Source organism: Ruegeria sp. BG8 (genome assembly GCF_056538325.1).
On the sequence record NZ_JBQFSZ010000003.1, the window covers coordinates 279,838 to 294,608 of the forward strand.

Consider the following 14,771-nt stretch of genomic DNA (forward strand, 5'->3'; position numbering starts at 1 on the left):
CAGCGATGAACAAAGCACGCCATAACCCGCTGAATACCGCCGCAATGCACGGGGCGCTGATCCTTTACACGCTGATCGCCCTGTTCCCGGTTTTTGTGATCCTGATCAACAGCTTCAAATCCCGCCGCGCGATCTTTCGCGAACCGCTGGCGCTGCCGAATGCCGACAGTTTTTCTATGATCGGATATGAGACGGTGATGAAGCAGGGGGATTTCTTCCTTTATTTCCAGAATTCGATGATCGTCACGGTGGCGTCGCTGTTCTTTATCCTGCTGTTCGGGGCCATGGCGGCCTATGCGCTGTCGGAATATCAGTTCAAGGGCAACCTGCTGATGGGGCTGTATCTGGCGCTGGGGATCATGATCCCGATCCGCATCGGCACAGTGGCGATCCTTGAGATGATGGTGGCCACCGGGCTGGTGAACACGCTTTGGGCGCTGATACTGGTCTACACCGCGCAAGGGCTGCCGCTGGCGGTGTTCATCCTGTCTGAGTTCATGCGGCAGGTCAGTGACGATCTGAAAAACGCGGGCCGCATCGACGGGCTGTCGGAATACACGATCTTTTTCCGGCTGGTGCTGCCTCTGGTCCGGCCCGCTATGGCAACCGTGGCGGTGTTCAACATGATCCCGATATGGAATGATCTGTGGTTCCCGCTGATCCTCGCCCCGGCTGAGGAAACCAAGACGCTCACGCTGGGCAGTCAGGTCTTTATCGGGCAATTCGTCACCGACTGGAACGCGGTTCTGTCGGCGCTGTCGATGGCAATCCTGCCGGTGCTGGTGCTGTATGTCATCTTCTCACGCCAGCTGATCCGCGGCATTACATCCGGAGCTGTCAAATGACAAAAGTTCTGATCGCTGGCCTTGGTAATATGGGCCTCAGCCACGCGCTGGCCCATCACCACCACCCCGACGCGCAGATTGTGGGGCTGGTGAACCGGTCCGGTCGTGTGGATCACCCCGAGCTGGGCCAATATCCCGCCTATTCGGATTTCCAGATCGCACTGGCTGAAACCAAACCCGATCTGGTGGTCGTCGCCACCTATTCCGACAGCCACGCCGATTTCGCCTGCGCGGCCATGGAGGCTGGCGCGCATGTGTTTGTCGAAAAACCGCTGGCCACCAACGTGGCTGACGCGCGACGTGTCGTTGAAACCGCCACCCGCCTGAACCGCAAGCTGGTCGTGGGCTATATCTTGCGCCACCACCCCTCGTGGATGCGCCTGATCGCCGAGGCACGCGATCTGGGCGGGCCATACGTGTTCCGCCTGAACCTGAACCAGCAATCCTCGGGCGCGGAGTGGGAGACGCATAAGGCGCTGATGCAGACCACGTCTCCGATCGTAGATTGCGGCGTGCACTATGTGGACGTCATGTGCCAGATCACCGATGCGCAGCCCGTCCGCGTGCATGGCATGGGCCTGCGCCTGTCCGACGAAATCGCCAAGGACATGTACAATTACGGCCAGTTTCAGGTCATTTTCGAGGACGGCTCGGTCGGCTGGTATGAGGCCGGATGGGGCCCGATGATGTCCGAAACCGCGTTTTTTGTGAAAGACATCGTCTCGCCCAATGGCTCGGTCTCGATCACCGATGGCAACAAGGGCGCGTCGGCGGATATCGACGGCCATACCAAGGTTGGTGGTCTACTGATCCACACTCCGGGCGGTGACCGTACGGTTGAGATGCCCGATGAGCCCGGCCATCAGGAACTGTGCGACGCCGAGCAAGCCTACATGCTGCGCGCCATCGCAGAGGACATCGACCTGACGCGCCACATGACTGACGCCGTCCAATCCCTTGCCATTTGTCTGGCCGCCGATGAAAGCATCCGCACCGGCCAGCCCGTTTCTCTGCAGGAATCCGCATCATGACCGCTCTGACCCTGACCAATGTGAATAAATCCTTTGGCGAGGTGCATGTCCTGAAAGACATTACGCTTGAGGTGGAAGAAGGTGAGTTTGTCGTCTTCGTCGGCCCCTCGGGCTGTGGCAAATCCACCCTGCTGCGCGTTATCGCGGGGTTAGAGGATGCGTCCTCGGGCGAGATCAATATTGACGGTCAGACCGTCAATCTGGTGCCGCCGTCCAAACGTGGCATCGCGATGGTTTTTCAAAGCTATGCGCTCTACCCCCATCTGAACGTGCGCGGGAACATGACGCTGGCGCTGAAACAGGAAAAGCAATCCAAAGCGGTGATCGAAGAACGCGTCGCCACGGCCAGCCGGATGCTGAACCTTGAAGACTATTTGGATCGCTACCCGTCCGAGCTGTCCGGCGGTCAGCGCCAGCGTGTCGCCATCGGGCGCGCCATCGTGCGCGAACCGAAGCTGTTCCTGTTTGACGAGCCGCTTTCGAACCTTGATGCGGCACTGCGGATGAACACGCGGCTTGAGATCGCAAACCTGCACAGGGCGCTCGATGCCTCGATGATCTATGTCACCCACGACCAGACCGAGGCGATGACACTGGCCGATAAGATCGTCGTTCTGCGCGATGGGCGGGTGGAACAGATCGGCACCCCGATGGAGCTGTATAACAACCCCACCAACCAGTTTGTTGCGGGGTTTCTGGGTGCGCCGTCGATGAACTTCTTACCCGAAAGCCTTCTTGATCAGGGCGCGAACACAATTGGCATTCGACCAGAAGACCTGTTTCTGTCGGATGACGGCCCCCTGGCCGCGCGTGTCAGCCATGTCGAGAAGCTGGGCGGAGATACCAACGTTATTGCAACGGTGCAGGATCACTCGGTGACGGCGCGGTTGTTTGGGCAACATGCGATAGCCGAAGGACAGGACCTGCGCCTTGGGTTTGCGCCCGAAAAGGCGTATAGGTTCAACGCTGATGGGCAGCGGCTGCGTTAACGTCTTCACAACGATGTGATCAGACTGCTTACCCGGCTCAAAGACCCCGACTGCCCTGCATAGGCAGGGTTAAGCGCAATTTGGTGCATCAAAAATTAATCTATTCTCCAAAGAACAATCAGCGACTTTAATGGCGCTGTTAAATACCTGTCACAAAGACTCCCTACATCGCGTTCATCAACTTTCTTTTCATAGCCAGGAGCCATCCATGAAAGACGTCGACAACACCACACTTTCCGCTGACGACTGGGACGAGCTGCATTTCCCGCGTCCCGAAGAAAACGACTTTGACCGCGTAGTTGAAAGCGCTCTTTCCCGCCGTGGCTTCCTGAGCGGTGTGCTGGCCTTTGGTTCCGGCGCTGCAGTGATGGGCGCGGGCCTGCTGAACTCGACCTCGGCGCAAGCCGCTGAAGCGTCGCGCTTTGCATTCAAGCCGATCCCGGCTCAGACCGATGGCACCGTTCATGTGCCTGAAGGCTACGAGTGGAAGGTCATGATGCGCTGGGGTGATCCGCTGTTCTCGGACGCCGACGGTTATGACGTCGCTGATGGTGGTCCTGTCGATAAATCCGACCGTATCTTTGGCGAGAACACCGATGGCATGGAAACATTCTCGTTCCAGGGCCACGAGCTGATCGCCATCAACCACGAGTATCCGAACCGCAAGATCAACCTGCCCGCGTCGCAGGAAGGTGTTCCCGCCAGCGCCGGTGACGTCTTGAAGTTTCAAAACATTCAAGGTGTAACGGTCATGGAAATCGCCGAAGGCCCCGACGGCTGGTCTGTGGTTAAAGACAGCCCGTTCAACCGCCGTATCCACCACAACACACCGATGAAAATCGTTGGTCCGGCAGCAGGCCATGACCTGCTGAAAACCGCCGCTGACCCAACCGGTACGTCTTCGCTGGGTACCATGAACAACTGTGGCGCTGGTAAAACGCCTTGGGGCACGTATCTGACCTGCGAAGAAAACTTCAACGGCTATTTCGGATCGTCTGACGAAAACGCAACCTACGAACAGGCCGTCGCAGACGGGTTCGCACGCTACGGCGTCAAAGCCGAAAGCTGGAACGGCTATGAGCTGTTCGATCCGCGTTTCGACACATCGAAAAACCCCAACGAGCCGCACCGTGCGGGCTGGATCGTTGAGATTGACCCGACTAAGCCTGACAGCACCCCTGTCAAACATACCGGCTTGGGACGTTTCAAGCATGAGAATGCCGAAGTCACACTGGCAGCGGACGGTCGTGTCGTCGTTTACATGGGCGACGATGAACGGGGCGAGTATCTGTACAAGTTCGTCTCGAACGGAACCTACCAACCGGGTGGCGAGACCGAGAGCCTGCTGAATGACGGCACATTGTTTGTGGCCAAGTTCAACGATGACGCAACTGGCGAGTGGCTGCCGCTGACGCCGGAAACAACGGGCATGGAAGATGCGGAAATCCGTATTTTCACGCGTATGGCTGCATCAAAGGCTGGCGGCACCACGATGGACCGTCCGGAATGGGTGGCCTCAAGCCCTGTCGCTGTCGAAGCGTATTGCTGCCTGACCAACAACAAGAACCGCGGTGTTAAGCCCAATGCAGGTGGTGACGATACGTCGGTCAACGCACCCAACCCGCGTGAGGTCAATAAGTATGGCCAGATCGTGCGCTGGCGCCCTGCCAATGACGACCACGCAGCCGAAGGTTTCGATTGGGACCTGTACGTGATGGCGGGCAACCCGACTGTTCATTCGGACGCCCGCGCAGGCTCGGCAAACGTGAACGAGGGCAACCTGTTCAACTCGCCCGACGGCATGGTGATCGATTCAACCGGCTTGGTTTGGATCCAGACCGATGGTGACGATGGAAACGAAGAAGACTTCGCCGGCAACGGTAACAACCAGATGCTGGTTGGCGACCCCACCACCGGCGAGATCGTTCGTTTCATGACTGGTCCGAATGGCTGTGAGGTTACAGGTTTGGCGTGGTCCACAGACCTGCGCACCATGTTTGTCGGCATTCAGCATCCCGGCAGCAACTGGCCGGATGGCGGCACGCCGCGATCGGCCGTGATTGCCATCAAACGCGCTGATAACGGCCTCGTTGGCTAACAACACAAATGAAACGCCCTCGGAACAGCTGTTTCGGGGGCGTTTTTCTATTCAGATATCCTCGCCCACTGGTGCCAAGGGCCCGCCCGGAGCCAACAGGTGTCTTTCCGACAACCAAGGGTTCAGCCCCAATGCCTCGCGCAACGTCTCGCGCGCCTCTTGAACACGTTTCAGCCCCAGCAAGGTAAGGGCCCGACCACTGATTGCGGCAACGTGGTTCGGCGACAGCTCAATCGCCTTTTCCAGATCAGGCAAGGCCGCCTGAAAATCCTGTTGCAGGTAATAGGCAAAGGCGCGTTGGTTATACCCTTCGGCGTAAGACGGGCAGTACTCGATCAGCTTGTTGAAATCTTCGATCGCCCCCAAAAGATCCCACTGGCTACGACGCGTCATCCCGCGATCCAACACGGCCTGCGCGCTGTCATCGGGTGCATCCGTCCAGAGTTCCCATAATTGGTTAGACAACTCACGCGCGGCCTGTTCGTTTGCCGCTTGCTGAATCCGTTCGATCACGCCGCTTACGTCGGCACTGTGATCTGGCGCGGCAGGGCATTCTTCGGCCTGTACGGCTGTGGAAAAGGCAAGAAGAATGGCAGAGAAGACGATCTGTTTCATCGTCCAATGGTGACATCAGACAGAGCTTCGTCAACCCACCCGAGGTCAGTTCTTCTTGAGTGTCCATGAATCCAGCGGATCGCGCTTACCCTCGGCGACCTGTCAATAAGCATCCAAGGTCTTGGGACAGCAGCGTAATAAGATACACGGTAAATACGGTCTGCGGCTGGCTTTCCCTGCTTGAATTTCGCCAGATGAATTGAGGCGACAGCCCCATTGATCAAACATTTTCAAAGAATTCAGCAAGGTCGTGGCTTGACCCTTAGGCTGGAAAAGACCAGCGTCCCCCCCATGTTTCCGATCCGAGATCATAACCCTTCGGGGCGCACACCTTTTGTCGTCTACGTATTGATGGCAGCCAATATCGTGATCTTTCTGAGCTATGTCGGCGATATGGGCAATGAACGCATTATCAGTCAGTTGTATTCCAACTATGCGGTTATCCCCGCGCGCATTACCGAAGGGTTTTCATACGATACGCTTTTTACATCGATGTTCCTGCATGGGGGTTGGATGCATCTGGTGGGGAATATGCTGTTTCTATGGATTTTTGGCGACAATATGGAAGATGAGATGGGCCACGTCGGGTTCCTGCTTTTCTACATCTTGTCTGGGCTCGGCGCAGGTTTGATCCATGTCGTCACAGCACCAGCCTCGCTTGTGCCAACAATCGGCGCGTCTGGTGCAATCGCTGGCGTCATGGGCGGCTATCTGTTGATGTTCCCCAAAGCGCGCGTGGATATCCTACTAATCATCGTGGTTTATTTTCGCATCTTCACGATACCGGCGTTTATCATGCTAGGCGTTTGGTTGGGGATGCAGTTCCTAGGCAGCTTGTCCAGCAATCCCGACGAGGGTGGGGTCGCATATTGGGCCCATACCGGAGGCTTTTTGGTCGGTCTGGTGCTGTCTATCCCCTTATGGATTAGACGCGGCGGTATTCGATACTGGAACCGAACAGACGGCCACCCCCCGCACCCGGAACATCACTATAAGTTTTCACAATCCCGCATTCCGCGGATACCCCGGCGGTAATTCACCACCGCTCAGCCGCGTTACGTCTTCTGCAGCGACCTGCACCATAACCCCCAATGCGTCCAAGCGCGCCGCGTTAAATCGAACGGTAGGGCCTGAAACCGAGATTCCCGCGCAAGGCTCTGCGCGATCGTCAAAGATTGCAGCACCGATGCAGGACATCCCCTCGTATCGTTCTTCGCAATCATGCGACCACCCCCGCGCGCGGGTCTGCTCAATATCGTCCTCCAACCCTTTGCCCGGCAATTGGGTGTGTTTTGTAAACACGGTCGGTCCCGAATTCCCCAACGCCTTTGTCAAAGCACCCTCAGACATGGCAGCGAGTATGGCTTTGCCTGTGCCAGACGCATACATCGGTGTCCGCGCACCGGGCGGAAAGAAAGCCCTGATCGGGTTGGCCGTTTCCACCTGACCCACAAAGACCACTTCCGCACCATCCGGAACCGCCAGATTTGCCGTTTCGCCGCTGTCCTGCATCAGCCGTCTAAGGATTGGACGCCCGATTTCTATCACACTGTTTCGGCGCAGGAACGATGCGCCCGTCCGATAGGCCTCGACCCCGATTATCCATTCCTGCCGGTCGTCATCAAAAACGACAAACCCGTGCTTCTGTAATGTCATCAGAATGCGATGCGTCGTTGCAGTTGGCACGCCGACCTCGCGCGCGAGGTCGCTAAGAGCCGCCCTCTCGAGTTGCGCGACAGAGGTCAAAACGCCCAACGCCCTGTCCAGCGACTGCATCGTGCCGGCCGAGCTTTCCTTGAACAACGACTTTGGCCTGCCCCGAGGCCTTTTTTGCTTTTCCATTTCCGCGACCTTTCAGAGTCCTGACATTTTTTTCGGTCGATTTTCCGCCGCTCAAAACTGAAAAACGAAAAACCATTCAAAGTTAATTGGTTACATATTTTACCATTAAAATGAAAATATTTTTCAAGAAAATTGCACAACAGCCAACAATTCTTGAAACTGACCTCCAAAGCGGAGGAATAAGTAATGTCCAGCCAAAACCCGGTTTTCATTCCCGGTCCCACCAACATCCCCGACCGCCTGCGGTTGGCGATGCAGGTCCAGACCCAAGACCACCGTGCGCCTGATTTCGTCGAAACATTTGCGCCTGTTCTGGAAGACACCAAAAAGGTTTTTGGCAGCAAAACTGGCCAGGTCATTACCTTTCCTTCCAGCGGCACCGGAGGGTGGGAGGCTGCGATCACCAACACGCTCAGCCCCGGCGATAAGGTTCTGGTCGCGCGATACGGGGTATTCAGTCACCGATGGATCGACCTTTGCGAAAGGCATGGGCTTGAAGTTCAGGTGATCGATTGCCGATGGGGCAGCGGCGCACCTGCTGAACAGTTTCAGGCCGTTTTGTCCGCAGACAAACGACATGACATTCGAGCGGTTCTGGTGACGCATAACGAAACGGCGACCGGGGTACGATCGGATATCGATGCCGTAAGGGATGCTATAGATGGGGCAAACCATCCAGCGATGTTGTTTGTGGATTGCGTCAGCTCCCTTGCATCCATGCCTTTTGAATTTGACAGATGGGGCGTCGATGTTGCGGTATCGGGTTCGCAAAAAGGCTTCATGCTGGCGACGGGCATGGCCATCTTGTGCGTCAGTTCAAAAGCGCTGGACGCTGCTACGTCGGCAAAATTGCCCCGCACCTATTTTGACTTCAAGGACATGATGGCCGCCAACGCGTCGGGCGGTTTCCCCTACACGCCGCCGCTGCAGCTAATCTATGGCATGCGCGAAAGCCTGAAGATACTGTTCGAGGAAGGGTTGGAGAACGTTTATGCCCGCCATTATCGACTGGCCGAAGGCGTTCGGCGCGCGGTCAATACGTGGGGGCTGAAGCTGGTTGCGGATGGTCCGGATCTTTATTCGGATACAGTCAGTGCGATCTATGTCCCCGACGGGTATGACAGCAACGCCCTGACCGACCACGCCTTCAATGCCTATGGCGTATCTTTCGGCATTGGCTTGGGCCAATTGAACGGCAAGGCATTTCGGATCGGTCACCTTGGTAGCCTTACGGATGTGATGGTCTTGTCCGGCCTCAGCGCCATCGAGATGGCGATGGTCGATCTGAACTATCCCATTGATCTGGGCCGTGGTGTGGCCGCCGCCCAGAACTTCTATCGCACAGGCGCGCCCGGTCGCCATCAAGCGGCTGCCTAAGGAGTATGACTATGCTTGATCACATACCCGCAGCGGACTTGTCGGTTCAGGATGTGTACGCGGCTCATGCGCGGATCAAACCTTATATTCGGCGCACGCCTGTTTTGACGTCCGACCACCTCAACGGCTTATGCGGCGCACAGTTGTTCTTTAAGTGTGAAAACTTGCAGGAAGCCGGGGCGTTCAAAGTACGCGGTGCCTGCAACGCCGTTTTCGGGCTGGATGATAGAAAGGCGGCCAAGGGTGTGTGCACTCATTCCAGTGGCAACCACGCGCTGTCCCTGTCTTATGCCGCAGGTCGCCGGGGTATTCCTTGCAACGTCGTCATGCCGCACTCAGCACCCAAAGCCAAAAAGGCTGCGGTACGCAGGTATGGCGGCACGATTACCGAATGTGATCCTTCGACCTCATCACGCGAAGCAACCTTTGCTAAGGTTCAAGCGCAAACTGGCGGCGAATTCATCCATCCATATAACGATCCACGTGTCATTGCCGGACAGGCCACCTGCTCGGCTGAATTGCTGGAACAAACCGGAGGCGTGGATGCGGTCATCGCGCCAATCGGTGGAGGCGGCATGATATCGGGAACATGCCTGACCGTATCGAATCTAGCCCCCGAGACAGCGATTTATGCAGCCGAGCCCGCGCAAGCCGATGACGCGTACCGGTCTTTCAAAGCGGGTCATACTATTGTTGACGATGCACCAAAAACGATCGCTGACGGGTTACTGGTACCCTTGAAGGAAAACACATGGCACTTTGTTTCCAGAAACGTGACGGACATTTTTACCGCTTCCGAGGAGGAAATCGTCGCCGCTATGAAACTGACATGGAAGCACCTGCGCGTGGTGATCGAGCCCTCGTCGGCGGTGCCTCTGGCGACCATTCTGAAGAACCCTGAGGTGTTTCAAGGCAAACGTATCGGGGTGATCATCACAGGTGGCAATGTCGATTTGGACCGCCTGCCTTGGCTAACGTAATAAGGGAGAGTGACATGAACAAACCTGTGAACCTCGATAGTCTCGAGGTCGGCTTTGACATTCCAGCCTCGATCGGAATGGACGAAGCAGACATTCAGACGCCATGCCTGATCCTTGATCTGGATGCGCTGGAGCGGAACATAAAAAAGATGGGGGCTTACGCAAAAGAGCATGGGATGCGTCACCGCGTGCATGGCAAAATGCACAAATCGGTAGATGTCGCCAAATTGCAGGAAAGACTGGGCGGCGCTGTCGGTGTCTGTTGCCAAAAGGTGTCCGAGGCCGAGGTATTTGCCCGCGGTGGCATCAAAGACATCCTCGTATCTAATCAGGTACGCGATCCTTTGAAAATCGACCGTTTGGCCCGGCTGCCGAAACTGGGCGCGCGAACAATTGTCTGCGTGGATGATGTGGGCAACGTCGCCGACCTTTCAGAAGCCGCGGTGCGACACGGAACCGAATTGGAGGTTTTGGTCGAAATCGACTGTGGTGCCGGACGATGCGGCGTTTCAACGACTGAAGCTGTCATCGACATAGCCAAGGCTGTTCAGGCCGCCACGAACCTTAAATTCACGGGCCTACAAGCGTATCAAGGCGCTATGCAGCATCTCGACACCTATGCCGAGCGCGAGGACAAACTGGAAAAAGCAATCGCTATGGTCAAGGACGCTGTCGCAGGACTAAAGGCCGAGGGGATCACGTGCGAGCTGGTTTCGGGCGGCGGCACAGGGTCCTATTACTTTGAAAGTAATTCCGGCGTTTATAACGAGTTACAGTGCGGGTCTTACGCTTTCATGGATGCCGACTATGGGCGCATTCTGGATAAAGATGGTCAGCGCATCGATCGGGGCGAATGGGAAAACGCGCTTTTCATCCTGACCATTATCATGAGCCACACCAAGGCCGACAAAGCCATCTGCGACGCCGGGCTCAAGGTACAATCTGTCGATAGCGGCCTGCCTGTTATCTTTGGGCGCGATGATATCGAATACCTGAAATGCACGGACGAGCACGGCGTGATTGACGACCCGAATGGCGTATTGAAGATCAACGACAAACTGCGTTTGGTGCCGGGGCATTGTGATCCCACCTGCAACGTCCACGACTGGTATGTGGGTGTGCGCGGCGGCAAGGTCGAAACACTATGGCCCGTGTCAGCCCGTGGAAAGGCGTTCTAAACGATGGGGGATGCGATGACGACAGACGACAGCCTGCTGGTCGTGAACGAAGATCTGTGCGAAAAATTGGTTGACCGCAAGCAGGCTTTCGACGCCGTGCAAGCCGTATTCGCGGCAATGGCCACCGGAGGTGCGCGAAACTTCCCCGTCGTACGCGAGGCGCTGGGGCACGCGGACGCGCTCTATGGTTTCAAGTCTGGTTTTGACCGCGATGGTCAGGTTCTGGGCGTCAAGTCCGGCGGCTACTGGCCGGGGAACGTGAAACTAGGTCTGACCAATCACCAGTCGACCGTTTTCCTTTTTGACCCAGACACCGGGCGCCTGAAGGCCCTGGTCGCCGGAAATTACTTGACTGCCGTACGCACCGCAGCCTCTTCGGCTGTGTCGATTGCCCATCTGGCCCGCAAAGATGCCAAGGTTCTGGGTCTGGTCGGAGCCGGGCATCAATCGACGTTTCAACTGCGGGCCGCAGCAGAACAACGCGCCTTTGAAAAAGTTGTGGCTTGGAACCCCAGCCCGGACAAGCTGCCCCGCCTTGCCGCTGTTGCTGAAGAGATCGGATTGCCAATCCAGGCCGTCAGTCCGAAAGAACTGTGCGCCCAATCGGACGTAATTGTCACGATCACCTCAGCCCATGAGGCATTGCTGCAGAAGGATTGGATCAAACCGGGTACGCATCTGGCTTGCATGGGCACCGACACCAAGGGCAAACAGGAAGTGGATCCTGCACTGGTTGCTGCGGCCACGGTTTTCACCGATGAGGTCGCACAATCGGTGACAATCGGTGAAGCGCAGCATGCCGTAAGCTCAGGTGCTTTGTCACAAGATGACATCCACCCTATCGGCGCGGTCATAAACAAAACTCATCCGGGACGCACATCCGAAGATCAGATCACTTTGTTCGACGGAACCGGAGTGGGCCTGCAGGACCTCGCCGTTGCTTCGGTCGCGGCCCGGTTGGCCGAAAAAGCTGGGCTTGCGCAGCGCGCGTATCTTTAAAAAGAAAAAGCGCGCCTCAATCTGGGGCGCGCTCGGTCAGTTTATTCAAGCTTGGGTCAGCCCCGGATCACTTTGGAGAACTGATCAAAAATCGGCTCGTTCGAGCAGATGACTTCACCGTCTTCCAAGATACTGCCTTCTGAATTCAACGCCTGAACCAAACCACCCGCTTCTTTCACGATGATGATGCCTGCGGCCACGTCCCACGCATTCAGACGACGCTCCCAATACCCCTCGTAGCGTCCGGCTGCCACATAGGCCAGATCCAGCGCGGCAGAACCCCAGCGGCGCACACCCGCACAAACCGGCATAATCCGCGCGAGGTCTTGCAGAGTTGCAGGCAGGTCCGAGCGGCCACCGAATGGAAGACCTGTGGCAAAGATCGACTCGATCATGCGGTGACGGCCAGACACACGAATACGGGTGTCGTTCATCCACGCGCCTTCACCTTTTTCGGCAAAGAACATCTCGTCCTTGGCGGCATCATAGATCACGCCGGCAACGATCTTGCCCTTGTGTTCCAGCGCAATCGAAATCGCCCAATGCGGCAGGCCATGTAAGAAATTGGTCGTACCGTCCAACGGGTCAACGATCCAGCGGCGCGTCGGATCTTCGCCCGCAATTGTGCCGCCCTCTTCGGCCAGCCAACCGTAGGTCGGGCGTGCACCCAGCAGCTCTTCTTTCAGGATCGCCTCGGCCGCGATATCTGCCTTCGAGACAAAGTCGCCCGCACCCTTCATCGACACCTGAAGGTTCTCGACTTCACGAAAATCCTTGACCAAAGAACGCCCCGCCTTGCGCGCGGCTTTGATCATGATGTTGAGGTTTGCACTGCCAACCATTGTCTAAAGGCTCCTGTCCGGTCAAACCGCGCGTATACTGATGCAATGCGCCCTTGCCAAGAGGCTTGATGCGCATAGCAGACCCGCGTTTTGCGCCTATTGCGCCTGAAGCTTGCGCGCCTCGGTCCCAGCCAGTTGGATCAACTCTTGCACATAGGGTTTTTCAAGGTCCTCAGTGCGTACTGCCGCGTAAAGACGACGGGTAATTCCGTCTTTGGTCAACGGACGGGTTACATAGTCCGAGTTGTATTTGACCTCACGCACGACCCAATCCGGAAGGACAGAAATTCCTCTGTTCGACGCGACAAGCAACAAGATCACGGCCGTCAGCTCCACCTGCCTTATGGCTGCAGGTTCGACCCTTGCAGGGATCAGCAGCTGGCTGAACACGTCCAGACGGGTACGCTCGACCGGGTAGGTTATCAGGGTCTGACCACGGAAATCTTCTGCCTCAATGAACTCCTTTTGGGCCAAAGGATGGGCTGATGCAGCGACGAACACAGCGTCGTAGTCGAAAAGCTCGATGAATTCTACACCGGGCAAGTCTTCGGGGTCAGAGGAGACGACCAGATCAACCTCTTCCTTTTGCAGCGCGGGCAAAGCGTCAAAGGCCAGACCGGGACGGATATCGACATCCACATCGCCCCACGACTTGCGGAACGCTTCGAGCACAGGGAACAACCATTCAAAACAGGCGTGGCACTCGATGGCGATGTGCATCCGACCCGTGCGCCCCTCGCGCAGCGAGGTGAATTCGTGTTGCGTCGCCTCTACCTGCGGCAGGATCTGTTCAGCCAGTCGCAAAAGGCGCAGCCCGGCGGCCGACAGTTTCATCGGTTTTGAGCGTCGCAGGAACAGTTCGACCCCGGCCTGATCTTCCAATCCTTTGATCTGATGACTCAGCGCGGATTGAGTGATGTTCAACTGGTCCGCCGCCCGCGCCAACCCGCCACATTCATGGATTGCCTTGATGGTGCGCAGATGTCTGAATTCAATATGCATTCCAATGTCACTCATGTTGTTCTTGAGGAATATGAGTTTGTCTCACATACAGCAAACTGGCACAAGGGTCAGGTAAAGCACAGTTGAGGCCGTTATGACCAAGCCAGAGATTTCATTTGAGTTCTTCCCCCCGCAGACGCTAGAGGCTTCGTTCCGCTTGTGGGATACGGTCCAAACGCTTGCTCCGCTGGACCCCCGTTTTGTGTCGGTTACCTACGGTGCCGGTGGCACGACCCGAGAGCTGACACGCGACGCAGTGGCCACGCTGCATAAGTCATCCGGTTTGCCGGTCGCCGCCCATCTGACATGCGTTGATGCGACACGCGCCGAAACACTGGAAATCGCAGATACGTTCGCAAAGGCTGGGGTTCGTGACATCGTGGCCCTTCGCGGTGACCCACCCAAGGGTCAGGACCGTTTTGTTCCTCATCCCGATGGTTTCACAAGTTCGGTTGAATTGATTTCCGCACTGGCTGAGACCGGGAAATTCAACATTCGGGTCGGCGCATACCCCGACATCCATCCCGAAGCACAGTGCGCACGCACGGATGTCGACTGGCTGAAGGCCAAACTGGATGCCGGTGCAGATGAAGCCTTGACCCAGTTCTTTTTCGAGGCCGAGACGTTCTTCCGTTTCCGCGATGCCTGCGCGAAAGCCGGGATAGACAAGCCCATCGTCCCCGGCATCTTGCCGATCGAGAACTGGAAGGGGGCGCGTAACTTCGCCAAACGCTGCGGCACGCGTATTCCAACTTGGGTTGAACAGGCGTTCGAAAAAGCGGTGCGGGATGATCGCGAAGATCTGTTGGCAACTGCGCTTTGCACCGAACTCTGCTCTGACTTGATCGAAGGCGGTGTGGACAAGCTGCACTTTTACACACTGAATCGGCCCGAGCTGACACGGGATGTTTGCTTTGCGCTTGGGATTACACCGAAAACCGAGTTGCAGAACGTCGCCTGATCAAAAGGTCGG

At 56.7% G+C, this 14,771-nt stretch carries 14 protein-coding genes; 10 read left to right on the forward strand and 4 right to left on the reverse strand.

Annotated elements, in window-relative coordinates; all coding sequences use genetic code 11:
* Window positions 1–5 precede the first annotated feature (5 nt).
* From ACR0DG_RS08895 to ACR0DG_RS08910, 4 genes are all read left to right on the forward strand, one after another.
* Window positions 6–845: a carbohydrate ABC transporter permease gene (locus tag ACR0DG_RS08895; RefSeq protein WP_170753275.1), complete on the forward strand. Its 840-nt coding sequence runs from the start codon at window positions 6–8 to the stop codon at window positions 843–845.
* Window positions 842–1,876 (forward strand): Gfo/Idh/MocA family protein, encoded by a 1,035-nt coding sequence (locus ACR0DG_RS08900; RefSeq protein WP_480696354.1) that lies wholly within the window; start codon window positions 842–844, stop codon window positions 1,874–1,876. Before ACR0DG_RS08895 ends, ACR0DG_RS08900 begins: the two co-directional genes overlap by 4 nt.
* Window positions 1,873–2,865, forward strand: coding sequence for an ABC transporter ATP-binding protein (locus ACR0DG_RS08905; protein WP_480696356.1), 993 nt, complete (start codon window positions 1,873–1,875; stop codon window positions 2,863–2,865). The genes ACR0DG_RS08900 and ACR0DG_RS08905 overlap by 4 nt, the downstream gene beginning before the upstream one ends.
* A gap of 208 nt (window positions 2,866–3,073) precedes the next feature.
* The gene (locus tag ACR0DG_RS08910) at window positions 3,074–4,963 is read left to right on the forward strand and encodes a PhoX family protein (RefSeq protein WP_480696358.1); all 1,890 of its coding nucleotides are present in this window, start codon (window positions 3,074–3,076) and stop codon (window positions 4,961–4,963) included.
* Between the two features lie 51 nt (window positions 4,964–5,014).
* Here ACR0DG_RS08910 and ACR0DG_RS08915 read toward each other — a convergent pair whose 3' ends face one another.
* Window positions 5,015–5,578, reverse strand: coding sequence for a tetratricopeptide repeat protein (locus ACR0DG_RS08915; protein ID WP_480696360.1), 564 nt, complete (start codon window positions 5,576–5,578; stop codon window positions 5,015–5,017).
* A 291-nt stretch (window positions 5,579–5,869) separates the two neighbouring features.
* On the opposite strand from ACR0DG_RS08915, the gene ACR0DG_RS08920 reads away from it, so the two are divergent.
* Window positions 5,870–6,613 carry a rhomboid family intramembrane serine protease gene (locus tag ACR0DG_RS08920; RefSeq protein WP_480696362.1) on the forward strand — a complete coding sequence of 248 codons (744 nt, stop codon included), beginning with the start codon at window positions 5,870–5,872 and terminating at the stop codon, window positions 6,611–6,613.
* Here the strand turns inward: ACR0DG_RS08920 and ACR0DG_RS08925 are convergent.
* Window positions 6,578–7,420 carry an IclR family transcriptional regulator gene (locus ACR0DG_RS08925; protein ID WP_480696364.1) on the reverse strand — a complete coding sequence of 281 codons (843 nt, stop codon included), beginning with the start codon at window positions 7,418–7,420 and terminating at the stop codon, window positions 6,578–6,580. The two genes, ACR0DG_RS08920 and ACR0DG_RS08925, sit on opposite strands and share 36 nt — an antisense overlap.
* A gap of 186 nt (window positions 7,421–7,606) precedes the next feature.
* Here ACR0DG_RS08925 and bhcA point away from each other — a divergent pair, with 186 nt between their 5' ends.
* Genes bhcA through bhcD form a run of 4 tightly spaced genes read left to right on the forward strand, consistent with a single transcriptional unit; the run spans window position 7,607 to window position 11,954 of the window.
* On the forward strand, window positions 7,607–8,797 hold the full coding sequence (bhcA, locus tag ACR0DG_RS08930) for an L-aspartate--glyoxylate aminotransferase BhcA (protein WP_480696366.1): 1,191 nt from the start codon (window positions 7,607–7,609) through the stop codon (window positions 8,795–8,797).
* A gap of 11 nt (window positions 8,798–8,808) precedes the next feature.
* Complete coding sequence (gene bhcB, locus ACR0DG_RS08935) at window positions 8,809–9,777, forward strand: beta-hydroxyaspartate dehydratase BhcB (RefSeq protein WP_480696368.1); 969 nt, start codon at window positions 8,809–8,811, stop codon at window positions 9,775–9,777.
* Window positions 9,778–9,791: 14 nt separating this feature from the next.
* Complete coding sequence (gene bhcC, locus ACR0DG_RS08940) at window positions 9,792–10,955, forward strand: 3-hydroxy-D-aspartate aldolase BhcC (RefSeq protein WP_480696370.1); 1,164 nt, start codon at window positions 9,792–9,794, stop codon at window positions 10,953–10,955.
* Window positions 10,956–10,970: 15 nt separating this feature from the next.
* Window positions 10,971–11,954 carry an iminosuccinate reductase BhcD gene (gene bhcD / locus ACR0DG_RS08945; RefSeq protein WP_480696372.1) on the forward strand — a complete coding sequence of 328 codons (984 nt, stop codon included), beginning with the start codon at window positions 10,971–10,973 and terminating at the stop codon, window positions 11,952–11,954.
* Between the two features lie 56 nt (window positions 11,955–12,010).
* Here bhcD and ACR0DG_RS08950 read toward each other — a convergent pair whose 3' ends face one another.
* Together ACR0DG_RS08950 and ACR0DG_RS08955 are read right to left on the reverse strand one after the other, a co-directional pair.
* Window positions 12,011–12,796: an inositol monophosphatase family protein gene (locus ACR0DG_RS08950; protein ID WP_480696374.1), complete on the reverse strand. Its 786-nt coding sequence runs from the start codon at window positions 12,794–12,796 to the stop codon at window positions 12,011–12,013.
* Window positions 12,797–12,892: 96 nt separating this feature from the next.
* Window positions 12,893–13,798, reverse strand: a complete 906-nt coding sequence (locus ACR0DG_RS08955) for a LysR family transcriptional regulator (RefSeq protein ID WP_480696621.1) — start codon at window positions 13,796–13,798, stop codon at window positions 12,893–12,895.
* 94 nt (window positions 13,799–13,892) lie between these two features.
* Here ACR0DG_RS08955 and metF point away from each other — a divergent pair, with 94 nt between their 5' ends.
* Window positions 13,893–14,759, forward strand: coding sequence for a methylenetetrahydrofolate reductase [NAD(P)H] (gene metF / locus ACR0DG_RS08960; protein ID WP_480696376.1), 867 nt, complete (start codon window positions 13,893–13,895; stop codon window positions 14,757–14,759).
* Window positions 14,760–14,771 lie beyond the last annotated feature (12 nt).